Annotated in this window: 13 protein-coding genes; 3 read left to right on the plus strand and 10 right to left on the minus strand. The window is 65.0% G+C overall.

Annotation, left to right across the window (positions count from 1 at the left end; all coding sequences use genetic code 11):
- Nucleotides 1-81: 81 nt before the first annotated feature.
- On the plus strand, nt 82-462 hold the full coding sequence (locus ACW5CM_RS13425; RefSeq protein WP_457125298.1) for a nuclear transport factor 2 family protein: 381 nt from the start codon (nt 82-84) through the stop codon (nt 460-462).
- A gap of 34 nt (nt 463-496) precedes the next feature.
- Here the strand turns inward: ACW5CM_RS13425 and ACW5CM_RS13430 are convergent, their stop codons facing one another.
- Nucleotides 497-907: a RidA family protein gene (locus ACW5CM_RS13430; RefSeq protein ID WP_438252592.1), complete on the minus strand. Its 411-nt coding sequence runs from the start codon at nt 905-907 to the stop codon at nt 497-499.
- An 83-nt stretch (nt 908-990) separates the two neighbouring features.
- Between ACW5CM_RS13430 and ACW5CM_RS13435 the strand changes: the two genes are divergently transcribed.
- The gene (locus tag ACW5CM_RS13435) at nt 991-1,383 is read left to right on the plus strand and encodes a winged helix-turn-helix transcriptional regulator (RefSeq protein ID WP_457125299.1); all 393 of its coding nucleotides are present in this window, start codon (nt 991-993) and stop codon (nt 1,381-1,383) included.
- Between the two features lie 12 nt (nt 1,384-1,395).
- Here the strand turns inward: ACW5CM_RS13435 and ACW5CM_RS13440 are convergent, their stop codons facing one another.
- From ACW5CM_RS13440 to ACW5CM_RS13455, 4 genes are all read right to left on the minus strand, one after another.
- Entirely contained in the window at nt 1,396-1,572 is a 177-nt protein-coding gene (locus ACW5CM_RS13440; RefSeq protein ID WP_439255545.1) for a hypothetical protein, read from the minus strand.
- A 57-nt stretch (nt 1,573-1,629) separates the two neighbouring features.
- Complete coding sequence (locus ACW5CM_RS13445; RefSeq protein WP_457125300.1) at nt 1,630-2,139, minus strand: nucleoside deaminase; 510 nt, start codon at nt 2,137-2,139, stop codon at nt 1,630-1,632.
- A gap of 252 nt (nt 2,140-2,391) precedes the next feature.
- Nucleotides 2,392-6,237, minus strand: a complete 3,846-nt coding sequence (locus tag ACW5CM_RS13450; protein ID WP_457125301.1) for an SdrD B-like domain-containing protein — start codon at nt 6,235-6,237, stop codon at nt 2,392-2,394.
- Nucleotides 6,238-6,486: 249 nt separating this feature from the next.
- The gene (locus ACW5CM_RS13455) at nt 6,487-7,095 is read right to left on the minus strand and encodes a MerR family transcriptional regulator (RefSeq protein WP_457125302.1); all 609 of its coding nucleotides are present in this window, start codon (nt 7,093-7,095) and stop codon (nt 6,487-6,489) included.
- A gap of 70 nt (nt 7,096-7,165) precedes the next feature.
- Here ACW5CM_RS13455 and ACW5CM_RS13460 point away from each other — a divergent pair, with 70 nt between their 5' ends.
- Nucleotides 7,166-7,663, plus strand: a complete 498-nt coding sequence (locus tag ACW5CM_RS13460; RefSeq protein WP_439255539.1) for a DUF4188 domain-containing protein — start codon at nt 7,166-7,168, stop codon at nt 7,661-7,663.
- Nucleotides 7,664-7,732: 69 nt separating this feature from the next.
- On the opposite strand, the gene ACW5CM_RS13465 is transcribed toward ACW5CM_RS13460, so the two are convergent.
- The 5 genes from ACW5CM_RS13465 to ACW5CM_RS13485 form a co-directional block, all read right to left on the minus strand.
- Nucleotides 7,733-9,211: a mannitol dehydrogenase family protein gene (locus tag ACW5CM_RS13465; RefSeq protein ID WP_457125303.1), complete on the minus strand. Its 1,479-nt coding sequence runs from the start codon at nt 9,209-9,211 to the stop codon at nt 7,733-7,735.
- A gap of 45 nt (nt 9,212-9,256) precedes the next feature.
- Nucleotides 9,257-9,583 (minus strand): DUF6385 domain-containing protein, encoded by a 327-nt coding sequence (locus ACW5CM_RS13470; protein WP_438252582.1) that lies wholly within the window; start codon nt 9,581-9,583, stop codon nt 9,257-9,259.
- A 13-nt stretch (nt 9,584-9,596) separates the two neighbouring features.
- Nucleotides 9,597-10,949 carry an FAD-dependent oxidoreductase gene (locus tag ACW5CM_RS13475; RefSeq protein ID WP_457125304.1) on the minus strand — a complete coding sequence of 451 codons (1,353 nt, stop codon included), beginning with the start codon at nt 10,947-10,949 and terminating at the stop codon, nt 9,597-9,599.
- A complete protein-coding gene (locus tag ACW5CM_RS13480; RefSeq protein ID WP_438252580.1) occupies nt 10,946-11,875 on the minus strand; it encodes a DUF6772 family protein in 930 nt (309 codons plus the stop codon). The genes ACW5CM_RS13475 and ACW5CM_RS13480 overlap by 4 nt, the downstream gene beginning before the upstream one ends.
- 71 nt (nt 11,876-11,946) lie before the next feature.
- Nucleotides 11,947-13,530: an ABC transporter substrate-binding protein gene (locus ACW5CM_RS13485; protein WP_439255538.1), complete on the minus strand. Its 1,584-nt coding sequence runs from the start codon at nt 13,528-13,530 to the stop codon at nt 11,947-11,949.
- Nucleotides 13,531-13,538: the final 8 nt, after the last annotated feature.

The following is a 13,538-nucleotide window of genomic DNA, read 5'->3' on the forward strand; positions in this document are numbered from 1 at the left end:
GTCGCGCTCTTGCGAAGATGACCCGCCTTGACACACCGACCGCTCGGCGCTGCTGTCGGTGGTCGACCGTAGGATGCCGTCATGGATGCCGGAACCGCTCTACGAGGACTCATGACCGCGATCGACCAGAAGCGGTGGGATGACCTCGAGTCATTCCTGCATCCTGAGTTCCTCTGCCGGTACGTGCACACCGGTGAGTCGTTCGGACGCGCCGAGTGGATCCGGGTCAACCGTGACTACCCCGGGTTCGCGCATCTGAAGGTCGAAGAACTCGTCGCGAGCCCAACCGAGGCCGCGTGCCGCTCCCGCGTCACCGGCCGCGATGACGCCGGCATCCAGCATTTCGAGTGCGCGAGCTTCGCCCGAATGCGTGACGGTCTCATCGTGCAGCTCACCGAGGTCTGGACGGATGTCGAGCAGACGGCTCCGGCGGGAACTCGACCGGGCGGAGCCGGCGCCTAGCTCGTTGTCCACCACGCGCCAGCAGGCGCGCAGCTCAGTCGAGCACAGCATCCGCCTCTACCTCGACGAGCACGTCCGGCTCAAACAGATAGTTCACCCCGATGACAGACAGCGGCGGCAGCGGCTGCGGAATCCCGAGTTCTTCCACCACGCTCTCGAGCCCGCGCATGAAGTCTGGATACATCGTCTCGTCTGTGGGGATGACATACACCCGCAGTCGCACGACATCAGCGAAACTGGCTCCGGCACCCGCCAACCCGCGAGCGGTGTTGCGCAGCGCATGAGCGAGCTGGCCGGCCAGGTCACCGGGGAACAGCCGGTTGCCGTGCTCGTCGCGAGCGATCTGGCCAGACACTCTCACCTGGCGGCTTCCCGAACTGACGGAGACGTGGTGGTACGGGACCGGCTGGAACATGCCCTCCGGGGTGATCAGTTCTACAGCCATGGGGTTACCTGCTTTCGCTCTCAATAATCAAGTAACCTTTTTATACCTAGTATTTGAAGGACACTTCAACGAGACTAGGTTTCATGGACGAAACCGCCCTCAGCGTCGCCGGTCAGATCTCTGACGAGCACCGCGAGCTTCTGGACCAAGTGCTGGACAAGTGGTCACTCCTGATCCTCGACCGACTCTGCGAACGGCCCCGACGCTTCAATGAGCTGCGCAGAGCCATCCCCGCCGTCTCTCAGAAGTCGCTGACTACGGCTCTGCGTCGGCTGGAACGCAATGGGATGGTGACGCGCGTTGTCATCGAGACACGACCAATCGCCGTCGAATACCGGATCTCAGACCTCGGACAGACGCTGCAGGACCTCATCGACTCGTTGCTCGCGTGGACATCCGCTCACCTCGGAGATGTCAACCTGGCCCGGGAGCAGTTCGATGCCGAACATGACTCCGCGACCGGGTTGCGCTCGTAACCGCAGAGTCGTTCACTCCTGCTTGCTGAACACTCCGCGGAGCACGAGGTAAACCGCCACCGCGACGATGGCCACGACAGCGAGCTTGACGACGAACCAGAGAACGCTGAACAGCACGCTGACGAGCGTCCATGCGATGATCACGGCGACGACGACACCGACGATGGTCCACACGCTGGTCTTGTTCATTCCTCCAGCGTAACGGCGCAGCATCTGCCGTTTCCGAGAGTCGACCGCGGTCGTGGCTCAGTACTCCGTCCGCGCCTCTGTGCTCAGCCACCGCTCGAACGGCGCCGCCGCCTCACTGATCCGCAACGATTCCACCGGCACCGCCCACTCGGAACGCTCGGTCTCGAACAGGCGATAGAACGCAAGGTCATCGAAACCGCCGGCGGCTGCATCGTGGCGGTCAGCAGCGTAGACGACACGATCAACGCGCGCCCACAGCGACGCGGCCAGGCACATCGGGCACGGCTCGCACGACGAGTACAGCGTCGCACCTTCCAGCGAGAAATCACGGATGCGCCGCCCCGCTGCGCGCAGCGCCATCACCTCAGCATGGGCACTGGGATCATGATCCCGCGTGACCCTGTTCTGTCCCACGCCGATGATCTCACCATCGCGCACCACCAGCGCCCCGAATGGGCCACCGCCGTCGGCGACGTTGTCGACCGCCAGCCTCACCGCCTGCTGCAAGAAGTCCTTGTCACGACCCGCACTCTCGCGATCACCCGTGGCCGCTGCATTCGCATCCATGCCGCCAGCGTAGCCCGCGCACTCGAGCGCTCCACCGACTGCCCCTCTCAGACTCGGCGCTTCTTCCCGATTCGCTTCGACCACCGCACGACAGGCCAGATCGTCACCACGAATAGCGCGATCGTGACCAGTCCGGCGAAGACCACACCGATGAGAACACCGTCAGCCAGGCTCAGTGACCGGGGGAAGCGACAGGGGGGACCGGAAAGGGCGCGGACCAGGGAAACCGGTCCGCGCCCTTCTTCAGCACTGTCAGGCGGTGCGGCGTCTCCATACGAAGATCGAGGCACCAGCCAGCATCAGCAGCAACGCGGCCCCGATGAGACCCAGCGGAACCGAGCTACCGGTCCTCGGCAGTTCGTTCACGCCCGGTGTACCCGGGTGCGCCGGGTCGACAGGCTCATCGGCGCTGTCGTTCGGGGCGTCCGAGACCGGCCCCTCGGGAGCGGTCGGCTCCGTCGGCGTGGTCGGCTCCGTCGGCGTGGTCGGCTCCTCCGGAGTGGTCGGCTCCGTCGGCGTGGTCGGCTCCTCGGGAGCGGTCGGCCCCTCGGGAGCGGTCGGCCCCTCGGGCGTACCAGGAACCTCAGGCTCCGTCGGCTCGACCGGCTCCACAGGCTCCGTCGGCTCCACAGGCTCCGTCGGTTCCGTCGGTTCCGTCGGTTCCGTCGGTTCCGTCGGTTCCGTCGGTTCCGTCGGTTCCGTCGGCTCCGTCGGCTCCACAGGCTCCGTCGGCTCCACAGGCTCCGTCGGCGTGGTCGGCTCCGTCGGCTCCACAGGCTCCGTCGGCTCCACAGGCTCCGTCGGCTCAACCGGCTCACGCACGATCACACCGGCATCCCAGGTGGGATCGATGCCCTCGGAGGCGCGAACATTCGCCCACTCGTACTCGTGAGTGAGTCGTGTGTTGTCCTCACCGAGGACGATCGTCTGCGTCATCCCGGTCTCCGGGTCCGCATCCGAGTCCACGGCGTCATCCGTGCCAGCATCCGCCTGCGTGAAAACGTAGGTTTCCTGCTGCTCGTCGGTCAGCGTGAACTTGACCTCGTACTCACCCGCGGGCAGTTCGTCGAACAGGTAGCGACCGCGCTCGTCGGTCGTGGTGGTCGCGATGACCTCGCCGTCCTGGATCAGTTCAACTGTGACGCCGGGCAGCACCTGCTCGTCGTCATCCTGCCGACCGTCTTTGTTCGCGTCGATCCAGGTCACGTCGCCGATGGCGTACATCTTCTCCGGCTCGACCGTCTCGCCCGGCGTGTTGTACAGAACGACGTCAGCAGAGGTGCCGCTCGCGTCGACCGTGATCGGGCTCAGTTCGTCAGCCTTCTTGTATCCGGCCGGAGCGACATCTTCCCGCAGCCAGTAGCTGCCGACCTCGGCGACGACCGGAGTCTTGCCCTCGGCCGTGACAAGCTTGCCGTCGACCACACGCAGGTCGCTCAGCACGACCGTCTGCTGGTCATCCGCAAGTACCGAGAACCGAGCACCAGGGTCGGTGATCAGCTTCGCGGCATCCGTGCTGTCGCGCTTGAGCAGACTCAACGGATACTCGTTCGTCGGCGTGATCGTCGCCCCGACGGCGCCGATCCTGTTGGTGATGCCAACGTTCGCGTCATAGTCCGTGACCCGCACCTTGAAGTACAGCGCGAGCGTCTCACCACTGGTCAAGCGTCCCTTTTCCAGCGCGACAGTGTTGTTGTCGGCGTCGTAGGTGGCGGTGATATTCGAACCGGGGATCGCATACGAATCCCCACCGGTCGTCTTACCAGACTCCACGTCACCCGGGGCGACGAACCCGACGAACTCCACGCCCGAAGGAAGCACGTCGACGACGTCAGCGACCATGTTCGCGAAGGTGCCGTGCGGCATGAGCTCAACCCGGTAGACGAAGTCGCTCTGCGTGAGAGCACCATCGGAGTCCAGTTCGGCCCGGAGGTTACCGGTGAACGCATCGTTCGCGGCGTCGTAGATGCGCTTGCGCACCTCCATCTCGTTGCCGAAGCTCGTCGCGCTGGTGCTGGAGCCCGAGGTGTAGACGATCTCCTGACCGGCACCCTCGTAGCGCGCCGTGTTGTCGATCTCGAGCGTCTGCTTGCCCTGCAGGACATGCGTCGGCAGGTCGATGGTGATGTTCCACGTGCCGGTGAACGGTGCGGCAGCGGATGCTCCCCACAAAGCATCCTTCGGGAACGCCGCATTCGGTGCGATCACCAGGTTGCCATCGCCGTCCAGCGACACATCGAAGGTGTCGCCGTCGAGCGGATAATTCCAGTCATACATGCCGGTGATCGAAGCCTGGATGGCTGGCAGCGTCTCTTCGGTTACATCGAACACCGAGTGGTCGACGACATCGATGATTCTCGAGGATGCTGCATCCCCGACGCCGCGGCCGACAGTGAATGTGTACGGGATCGTCGTGGACGTACCCGAGGTCAGCGTGATCGCGCTGCCCGGGGTGGTCTTGTTAAACCGGTTCGGGTCGTCGACGCCGCCGGAGGTGTCCTTCGGGACGGTGATCTTCGTGGATGCCGACCGCGACTCGCGCTTGCCGCCCGCACCATAGGCGAACGAGACGCGGTTGTCGACGCGGTACTCGGTCACGTACTGCGTCTCGTGGCTCGAGCGCTGCGGAAGCGCGGCAATATTCGCGGCAGCTTTCAGCGTGTAGGACTTGGTGAGGTCCATGCCGAGGTTGACATACAGGATCTTGCCGTCGACAGCGTAGGTGTGCACGTACTCGTCCGCGAGGATGGCGTTGCCGATATTCCCCGTGAGCCCCTCAGCGGGAGCGAGCGTGATGACGTCGCCGTTCTGGTCGGTGAGGAGGAGGAACCCGTCCTCGTCTGCGCTCCAGGAGGCCTCGGCGGGCAGGGTGTCGGTCATGATCACGTTGCGGTCGATCGCGAACGGACCGCCGGCGAAGTCAGCGAAGGCCGTGAAGTCGGCGCGCAGCGTATAGGTCACCGGGATGACATCACCGAGGGTCGCACCGGCAGCGAGCTGCTCCGCGAGCTGGACAGCACTCGGGTTCACAGCCTTGCCGAAAGCCGCACCGTAGCCCGGGCGATCCAGGCCCTTGGCACTGCCCTGAATGCGCGTGCTCGTGGAGTGCTTCTGGTCGTTGACGTCCACCTGGTTGGTCAGTGTGACGAAGTAGTTGCCGCCGTTGACCTTGTCGACGCCGTCGTATGCCTTCTGCAGCTCAGCGCGGACCGCGTCGAGTGCCGCGGCATCCGCGATCTTCGCCGTGTAGGTGAACTTATATACGGAGTTCGCCTCGGCGGGGAAGGAATGCGTGAAGCTCGCCCCGGAGATGGCGGGGAGAGCGTCGAGCGCCGTGGTGACGGGGTTGAGGTCGCTGGCGTCGCGGACGACCTTGGAGCCTTCCAGCGAGCCCTCGACGAATGCGAGGTTTGCGCCGAGGGTGTCGGTGATGGTCACGTCGCGCGCATCGGTACTGGAGACGGTAACTGTGTACGGGAATTCAACGTCCAGAGCGCGCTCGTCGATGACGACCGTGCCATCGACGACGGAGTGCGGGACAGAGACTCCCCCAACCGACTTGTTCGACCACGTGGTCGTCGACTGGGGCGACTCACCGGGTGCGACGACGATGACCTTCTGTGTGGTGGGCACGCCGTCCACATTCCACACGAGGTCGCGTTCCTCGGAGTTCTCGACCGCGTCGACCGTGAAGTTCAGATCGAGCACACCCTGGGCGATGTCCTCTGGGAACGGCTTGTTGAACGTCACCACGAGCTGGCCGTCGGCGTTGATACCGAGCGACTGGACGGCGGTATTCCCGGTGGGAACGCTCAGTGCAGCTGCGGGAATTGTGATTCCCTCCGGCAGCGTGATGGCGACGACGGCACCATCCGCCATGCGCGTGTAGCCGAGCTGGAGCGCATACGTGCCGCCCTCGGTCAGCACGGGCAGACCCCCGTGGTTGCTGCCGGATTCGACCGGATTTACAGTGACCTGGCCGTCAGCCGCGAACGCTGGAGTGCTCAGACCTCCCACAGCGAGCACGGCGACAAGGATCCCTGCCAACCAGTGCATGAATATGCGCGCACGCGAACGCGGCGCGATGGATTGTGACATCGACTTCTCCCCAGAAGGCAAACAAAAAGAGGCGCGTATGGATATACGCGCCCCTGCGTCAGCGCCGCGGTCGCGGCGCTGGGTCGATGACCCCTGGGATTCGGGTTCCAGGACTCATCGTGCGAAGAAAAGAGTCTCCGCATAAGAACAGACGGCGAAAGGGGTGATTCATTACGCGGATACGCTTTTTATTTTCACCCCAAGCTCCACCATCGATGAGTGGCTGAACGAATCAGTTGCTGATGATGCTCACGCCTCGCCAAACCGCTCCACCGAAGCCACCTGCTGCGCGACTCGCCTGAGCGCCAGCAGCAGCGGTTCGACCAGCACCGACCCCAGCACGACATACCTGACCGCGGCCTCAGCCGACTCGGTGGGCACACCGGCAATCTCAGCATCCGCAATCGCCCGCATACTCTCGAGGTACACCGGCACCACGCCCTTCGCCAGATCGAAGCCCGCGCGCTCCAGCCCCTGCAGCGCGCGGGCGACGTCGTGCAGGACCGCGTCGTCGCACATCCCGGGCTTCCACCCGAGGCCTACGACGATGTCCCGCGTCGAGGTCAGATCAAGCGATTCGTCGGCCGGTGGCGTGATCGCGGCATGCGCAGCACCCAGCAGTTCGTGCGGGTTCTCCGGCGGGTTGTTCAGCGCGTCCAGCACTTGCCGCGTCTCCGCGATACTCACGCCGGACTCGATCAGCGCGCGGATGACGCGCAGCCGCTGCACGTGCACCTCGCCGTACGCGGCCTGGGTCGGCGCACTGCGCTCCCCCTCAGGCAGCAGCCGCTCGCGCAGGTAGTACTTGATCGTCGGCACCGGTACACCCGTCTGCGCCGACAGCTCCGAAATTCTCATAGCCACCTCTTGACATCGATAGTACAGCTATCCATTATGGATAGTGCCGCTATCCGATCAGGAGGACACCATGTCAAAAGTCATCACCGGTCGCATGACCCACCACCACGAGGGCGAGCTCATCGTCTTCCATATCGGGATGCAGATCAACCGCTGGTGGCGTCCCGATCTGTGGATGCCGGCATTCTTCGCCATGCCCCGGATGCTGCGCGAGCTGTCGGTCGACGAGGAATCAGGCCTGCTCGGCTTCCAACTGATGTTCGGCAGCGACGGCCCCTACGTCACGCAGTACTGGTCATCCATTGACAAGCTCTACGCCTACGCATCCGCACCCTCGCAAGAGCATCGCCCGGCCTGGACCGCCTTCAACAAAGCCGCCCGCAAAGCACCGGGCGCGGTCGGAATCTGGCACGAGACCTTCCTCGTCGAACGTGCCGAGAGCATGTACGTGTCGACCAAGAAGATGGGGCTGGCGAAGGCTACCGAGCTCGTCGAAGTCAGCGGGCGTCACAACCGGGCACAGGCGCGATTCGCCGAGGGGCGGACGCCTGCATCGCGTAACGCCTAGCGCCCGGCAGCGCGCCCTTGGGTTCCAACGGTGCTCGCAACACCCTGATCTTCAGCAGATCGACACGACTCAGTCTGTGACGATACGGCGCAGCGCCTCGCGTGCACCGAGGTCGCGGATGAGCCCGACGGCCTCAACATAGGCGGCGACGAACCGCGCGTCATCCGCGAGGTCCCCGAAGAACTCGCGCTCCTCGAGGAAAGCCCCCGGCCGCGTCCGGTCACGCCGCGCGGCGGCCATCACCCGCTCCCGTGTCTGATCCACGACGTCGATCGGTGCACCGTTCTCGTCGACACCCTCGGCGTAGCGGGCCCAGCTGGCGACGATCGCCGCGCACCGGCGGACGTCACCGCCCGCCGCCAGCTGCTCACGGATGACCGGCACGAGCCACGTGGGGATCCGGTCGCTGCTGTCGGCGCACAGCCGTGCGAGCGTGTCGCGCACGTCGGGGTTCGCGTAGCGTTGGATGAGCGACGCCTTGTACGCCGTGAGGTCGACACCGGGGACGGGTGGCAGCGTCGGCGTCGCCTCCTGATCCATGTAATCGACGAGCAGGCGCCGGATCGCGGGATCGGCCACGGCCTCGTGTGCGTATGCATAGCCGAAGAGGTGCCCGAAATAACACATGGCCTGGTGCGTGCAGTTGAGCAGACGCAGCTTCATGAGTTCGTACGGGATGACGTCGTCGACCATCTGCACGCCGACGTCTTCGTACCGCGGCCGCCCCGTGGGGAACCGGTCCTCCAGCACCCACTGCTCCCACGGCTCCGCGACGACCGGCCAGGCGTCGTCCACACCGAAGCGGTCGTACAGCTCGACGATGTCCGCGGGCGACGTGACCGGGGTGATCCTGTCGACCATCGAACTCGGAAAGGCGACCTCCGCGGCGATCCACTCGGCGAGTTCCGCATCGCGCAGAGCCGCGAAGGCGGTGAACGCGCCCCGCGCGACTTCACCATTACCGGGGATGTTGTCGCACGACATGACCGTGAACGGGGCGACACCCCGCTCACGGCGCACGCGCAGCGCCTCGACGACGAGACCGAAGACCGTGCGCGGCTGCCCCGGAGTGGCCAGGTCATCCTGGATGCCCGGACCCTGCGCGTCGAACTCTCCCGTCGCGCGGTGCACGTTGTACCCGCCTTCTGTGACCGTCAGTGACACGATGCGAACCGCCGGATCGGCGAGCCGCTCGACAGCGCCCGCCCTGCCGTCCGGCACGAACACGTAGTCGACGATCGACCCGATCACGCGGACGTCGCGCACGCCGCCCGCGCTCTTGAGCACGAGCGTGTAGAGCCCATCCTGGGCGGCGAGCAGATCGCGCATCCTCGCGTCGTGCTCCAGCATCCCCACGCCGCAGATGCCCCACTCACTAGCCTCGCCGCGGTTCAGCAGACGGTCGAGATACATCGCCTGATGCGAGCGGTGGAAGCCGCCGACGCCGATATGCACGATGCCGACCCCGACGTCCTCCCGTCGATACGACGGTCTCGCGACATCCTCCGGCAGCGTGTCTAGCCCCGCCGCGTTCACGGCGATCGCCAAGATTGCCTCGTTCTCCTCATGGGACCGATCGGCATCCACGCCGGCTCAGCCCTTCCCGTTGACGTGGATGAGCACGCGCGCCGGTCGTTCAGCGGACGCCCCTTCGACGGTTACGCGCAACCAGTTGCCGAATCGTGCGACCGCAAGTTCCGCGATCGATGCGTCCGATGCCAGCGCGACGGCATCCCCGCGGCGGATCCAGTTGATCCCGTCCGGTGAGACCTCGACGGCCAAACGCAGGTCGGGGTGCTCCCCCTCCACCTGCAGGAACACGACAGCCTCCGACGCCCACCCGGCCTCATAGGGCTGCGTCGCGTAATCGTCGGCGATCACGATTCTCCGGGCGAGAACCGATGTGTTGTTCTGCTGCATTCTCCGTGTCCTCTCAGTTCGCGGCTGCAACCGCTTCGACGTTGTCGAAATCCACGATCGCGCCGCTGGCGATCAGCTCGGCCCTCAGCAAATCGACGTCCATCGTCGACATCGACAGCCCGTGGTTGACGGCGAGCGCTGCCGCCGTCCCCGCACCCTGCCCCATCGCCATGCACGTCGCCATGACCCGCACCGATCCGAAGCCGGGCCCGTCGGCGCACAGGCAACGCCCGGCGGTCACGAGATTGTCCGACCCGTGCGGGATGAGACTGCGCAAGGGCACGTTATAGGGGTGGTGGAGGATGACGAAGTCATTCTGATCGATGCTGTCGACATGGTGGATGTCGATCGTGTGGGCACCCTTCGCCACGGTGTCAGGAAACGCCTTCGGATGCATGATGTCGTCCTGCGTCAGCTCGTACAGCCCGACGATATGGTGTGTCTCGCGCACTCCGGTCTGGATGCCGGACTTCGCCAACCACGCGTCCCGGAACTCCGGGAACTCCCGACGGAGCACCTCGATGAGATCGTGCATCTTCTCGCGCAGGCTCGTCTCAGTGCGCGAGAACCACTCCGGGTCGCTCGCGTCCGTCGCCTCGCGCAATACATTGATGCTCACGAAGCCGTCGTGGAAGAATTTGTTGATCCACGGGCCGCCGAACAGCGGCACCTCACCCGCCTCATGCAGTTCGGCGAGCCGGGCGCGGATTGAATCCGACACCGGCAGGATGCCATCCACGGCATCGCCGAACACATACTCGAGCGCGGCGGTGTCCACTCCGCCGAGCTGAAACCACAGCGTCGCGGGCTGCAGCACGTCGCCCTTAGTCGTCGGCAGCCCCGCCGCGCGCACGACGTCGGCGTCACCGGTGCAGTCAACGACCGCCCCGCAGGCGTACGCCACCCGTCCCTGTTTGTTCTGCACGATCACGTGACTGACCCGGCCGTCCTCGGCGACGACGTCCGCGAACCAGGTGTGCAGCAGGAGCGTCACTCCGCTCTCGAGGAGCAGGCGCTGCGCGGCGAGCTTGAAGATCTCGTCGTTCACCGGCCAGTTGCCGCTGTCCCGTTCGAGCTCGGCGCCGCCCAGCTCCGCCGCGCGGCACATGAGTTCATACGGGATTCCGCCGATGTGCGCCCGGCCTCCGACACGGAACTCGCTGATGGGGGTGACCAAGGCGCTGGTCGCCATGCCGCCGACGAAGCCGTAGCGCTCGATGAGGAGCGTGCGCGCCCCGCCTCGCGCCGCAGCAACCGCCGCCGTCACGCCGGCCGGCCCTCCCCCGGCGACGATCACATCGAAGGAACCCGCCACGGGTGTCTCGCGCGCGGGCTCCTTGATCGATGGGTGAGGGTCGGAACTCACTCGCACGAGTAGACCACCGAGTCGAGGAACAGGTTCACCGAGCGGTCGGTGTCCGTCTCGACGAAGAAGACGGGGTTGATGAGGTCCTTGATCGACCGGTAGCCCGGCACGAGCGTCGGCTCGAGTCCACGCATGTCGAACACCTGGTCCATGGACTGCAGTTCGACATAGCGGCGCCGCCGCACGTCGACCGTGAGCCGGAAGTAGAGCCAGTTGATCTTGTCCGGGCTCTCGTTGAACAGCAGCTCCTGCTCGCCACCGGGCAGCCACTGGTAGCCGTCTCCTGAGCCGTCCTCGAACCTCCGCCCGTACCACTGGTTGTCAACGCCCGGCACGCACCAACCGTCCTCGACGCCGAAGTTCCAGTCCGTCGGAGTGACCCCGTCAGCGACCCGGTAATACTGCCAGCGCCGCACCGGTTTCCCCCCGAGCGCGTTGACGTACCGCACGCCGGGCATGTAACGGTACTCGGCATCCTGCACGTCGAAGAAGAAACCGATCGCCCTGATGTCGTCTTCGCCGATCCCGAAGCGATCCTGGGATGGCGTGTAGGAGTACCAGGCCTCGATCTGGATGAGATCGGGGTCACCGAAGCGCGAGAGTCGCTTGATCGCGTGTCCCATGCTGCCGGGGCGCGGCGGTTCGGTGTGCGGCCCGCCGGTCGGTGCGGTGGTGAGCTTGAGGGAGTAGGTCCCCTCCATCGAGCCGTGCGAGGCCGCGAAACGCATCGCGGCGGTGCTGAGCTGGTTGGCCGGCCAGCTGGTGAGGTCGACCTCCGATTCGAACGACTCGTAGTTGTCGTAGACGAAGTTCGGGGTGAGGTCCATCCAGCCGTTGTAGCCGGTGTCGAAATCGTCGTAGGTGATCACGCGAGCCAGCGGGTTGAAGCGCTCGAGGCCGCGATCGTAACTGAGGAATTTCTCCATTTTTCCGATCCTGGATGCCGATGCGGGCGAAAAAGTGGAGGGGGCGGGCTGGCCGCCCCCGCCACCATTCGTCACTGGGAGAGATACACCGTGCGGAAGTCGATGAAGTCGTTCGCCGGGATCTTCAGACCCTGCACGTTCGACGCCATCGCGGCGTTCACCTTGATCTCGAACAGCGGGATCGCCGGGGTATCGGCGCGCATGAGGTCAACCGCCTCCTGGTACAGCTCGAGACGTGCGTCCGGGTCGGTGCTCTGCTGCGCCTGCGTCGTGAGGGCGTCAAAGTCCTCGTTGCAGTAGCCGAGTCGTGCCGCGGTGCAGTTGTACAGGCGGTAGATGGTGTAATCGGCGTCGCCCGTGATGGTCTGGTTCGGCTGGACATCGATGTCCCAGGCATGCGTGCCGTCATCGTTGACCGTACCGAAGGTCTGCACCCAGGTTGCCGAATCCATCGCGCGGGGCTCGACCGTGATCCCCACCTCGCTCCAAGCGGAGATGAACGCCTGCATCATGTTCGCGAAGCCGGCACCGTTCGCGGTGCTGTAGATGGCGTCGACGGTGAATCCGTCCGGGTAGCCCGCTTCGGCCAGAAGCTCCTTGGCGCGCTCAGGGTCGTACTCCACCATGCCCTCGCTCGGTTCGAGGCATCCGAAGGCCGCGACGGGGCAGTATGAGGTCATGACACTCGCGGTGTCGCCGAAGAGCGACTCTTGGATCGTCTTCAGATCGAGCGCCGCCCACATCGCCTCGCGCACGCGCTGGTCCTGCAGGTACTCGTTCATGTTGTCGAACCACAGGAAGTAGTAGTTCAGGCTGCTTTCCTGAGTGAAGACGACATCGTTCATCGCCTCGACCTGCGCGATCTGGTCGTACGGCAAATCGCCGACGACCTGTGCCTCGCCGTTCGATAGGGCCGTAATCTTCCCGTTGACGTCGGTGACCTGCTTCATCGTGAGCGTCTGGAGCTTGGCTTTCTCGCCCCAGTAGTTCTCGTTGCGTTCGAAGCTGAAGTGATCGTTGGCGACGTAGTCAGTGATGACGAAGGGCCCCGTGCCGATGGGCTTGGACCAGTAGTCGGTATCCGCCTGGATCGTCGTGTCGGGGTGCGAGAACTCCGCCTTGCCGACGTAGACGAGTGACATCACACCGAGCAGGGTTCCCGAAGGGCCCGAGGTCGTGATCGTCACGGTGGCATCATCCGTGGCAGCCACCTCGACGATCGGGTCGAGCACGGTCTTGAGCGGCCCTTCCCACGCGATGTAGCGCTCGATCGAGCCCTTCACATCGGCAGCAGTGAGCGGAGTGCCGTCGCTGAACTCGACACCATCGCGCAGATGGAACACGAGCGTCGTGTCATCGACCCATTCCCACGATTCGGCAAGCTTCGGCTGCGGCTTGCTCTCCTCGTCGAGCGAGATCAGGCTCTCCATGGTCTGCGAGATGGCCATTTGCACGCCGATCTCGAGCGGCTGCTGCGAAATATCGGAGCCCGCCCATCCGTAGGCGGGGATGAAGGTGAGGTTCTGCTGGTCGTCGGGCAGTGGTTCCGTGGAGCCAGCAGCGTCGCCGCCTCCACCCGAGCATCCGGTGAGCAGAAGTGCGGCGGCAACCGCGACTGCGGCGACCGATCGCAACCTCGCGTTTAGCGATGTCATTTCTATCT

Source organism: Microbacterium wangyouchuni (genome assembly GCF_054072595.1).

Excerpts from the sequence above, each read along its gene's own strand:
- ACW5CM_RS13485 (WP_439255538.1), bottom strand. The coding sequence starts at position 13,530 with ATGACATCGCTAAACGCGAGGTTGCGATCGGTCGCCGCAGTCGCGGTT.
- ACW5CM_RS13460 (WP_439255539.1), top strand. The coding sequence starts at position 7,166 with ATGTCAAAAGTCATCACCGGTCGCATGACCCACCACCACGAGGGCGAG.
- ACW5CM_RS13440 (WP_439255545.1), bottom strand. The coding sequence starts at position 1,572 with ATGAACAAGACCAGCGTGTGGACCATCGTCGGTGTCGTCGTCGCCGTG.
- ACW5CM_RS13470 (WP_438252582.1), bottom strand. The coding sequence starts at position 9,583 with ATGCAGCAGAACAACACATCGGTTCTCGCCCGGAGAATCGTGATCGCC.
- ACW5CM_RS13450 (WP_457125301.1), bottom strand. The coding sequence starts at position 6,237 with ATGTCACAATCCATCGCGCCGCGTTCGCGTGCGCGCATATTCATGCAC.
- ACW5CM_RS13430 (WP_438252592.1), bottom strand. The coding sequence starts at position 907 with ATGGCTGTAGAACTGATCACCCCGGAGGGCATGTTCCAGCCGGTCCCG.
- ACW5CM_RS13455 (WP_457125302.1), bottom strand. The coding sequence starts at position 7,095 with ATGAGAATTTCGGAGCTGTCGGCGCAGACGGGTGTACCGGTGCCGACG.
- ACW5CM_RS13480 (WP_438252580.1), bottom strand. The coding sequence starts at position 11,875 with ATGGAGAAATTCCTCAGTTACGATCGCGGCCTCGAGCGCTTCAACCCG.
- ACW5CM_RS13435 (WP_457125299.1), top strand. The coding sequence starts at position 991 with ATGGACGAAACCGCCCTCAGCGTCGCCGGTCAGATCTCTGACGAGCAC.
- ACW5CM_RS13445 (WP_457125300.1), bottom strand. The coding sequence starts at position 2,139 with ATGGATGCGAATGCAGCGGCCACGGGTGATCGCGAGAGTGCGGGTCGT.
- ACW5CM_RS13425 (WP_457125298.1), top strand. The coding sequence starts at position 82 with ATGGATGCCGGAACCGCTCTACGAGGACTCATGACCGCGATCGACCAG.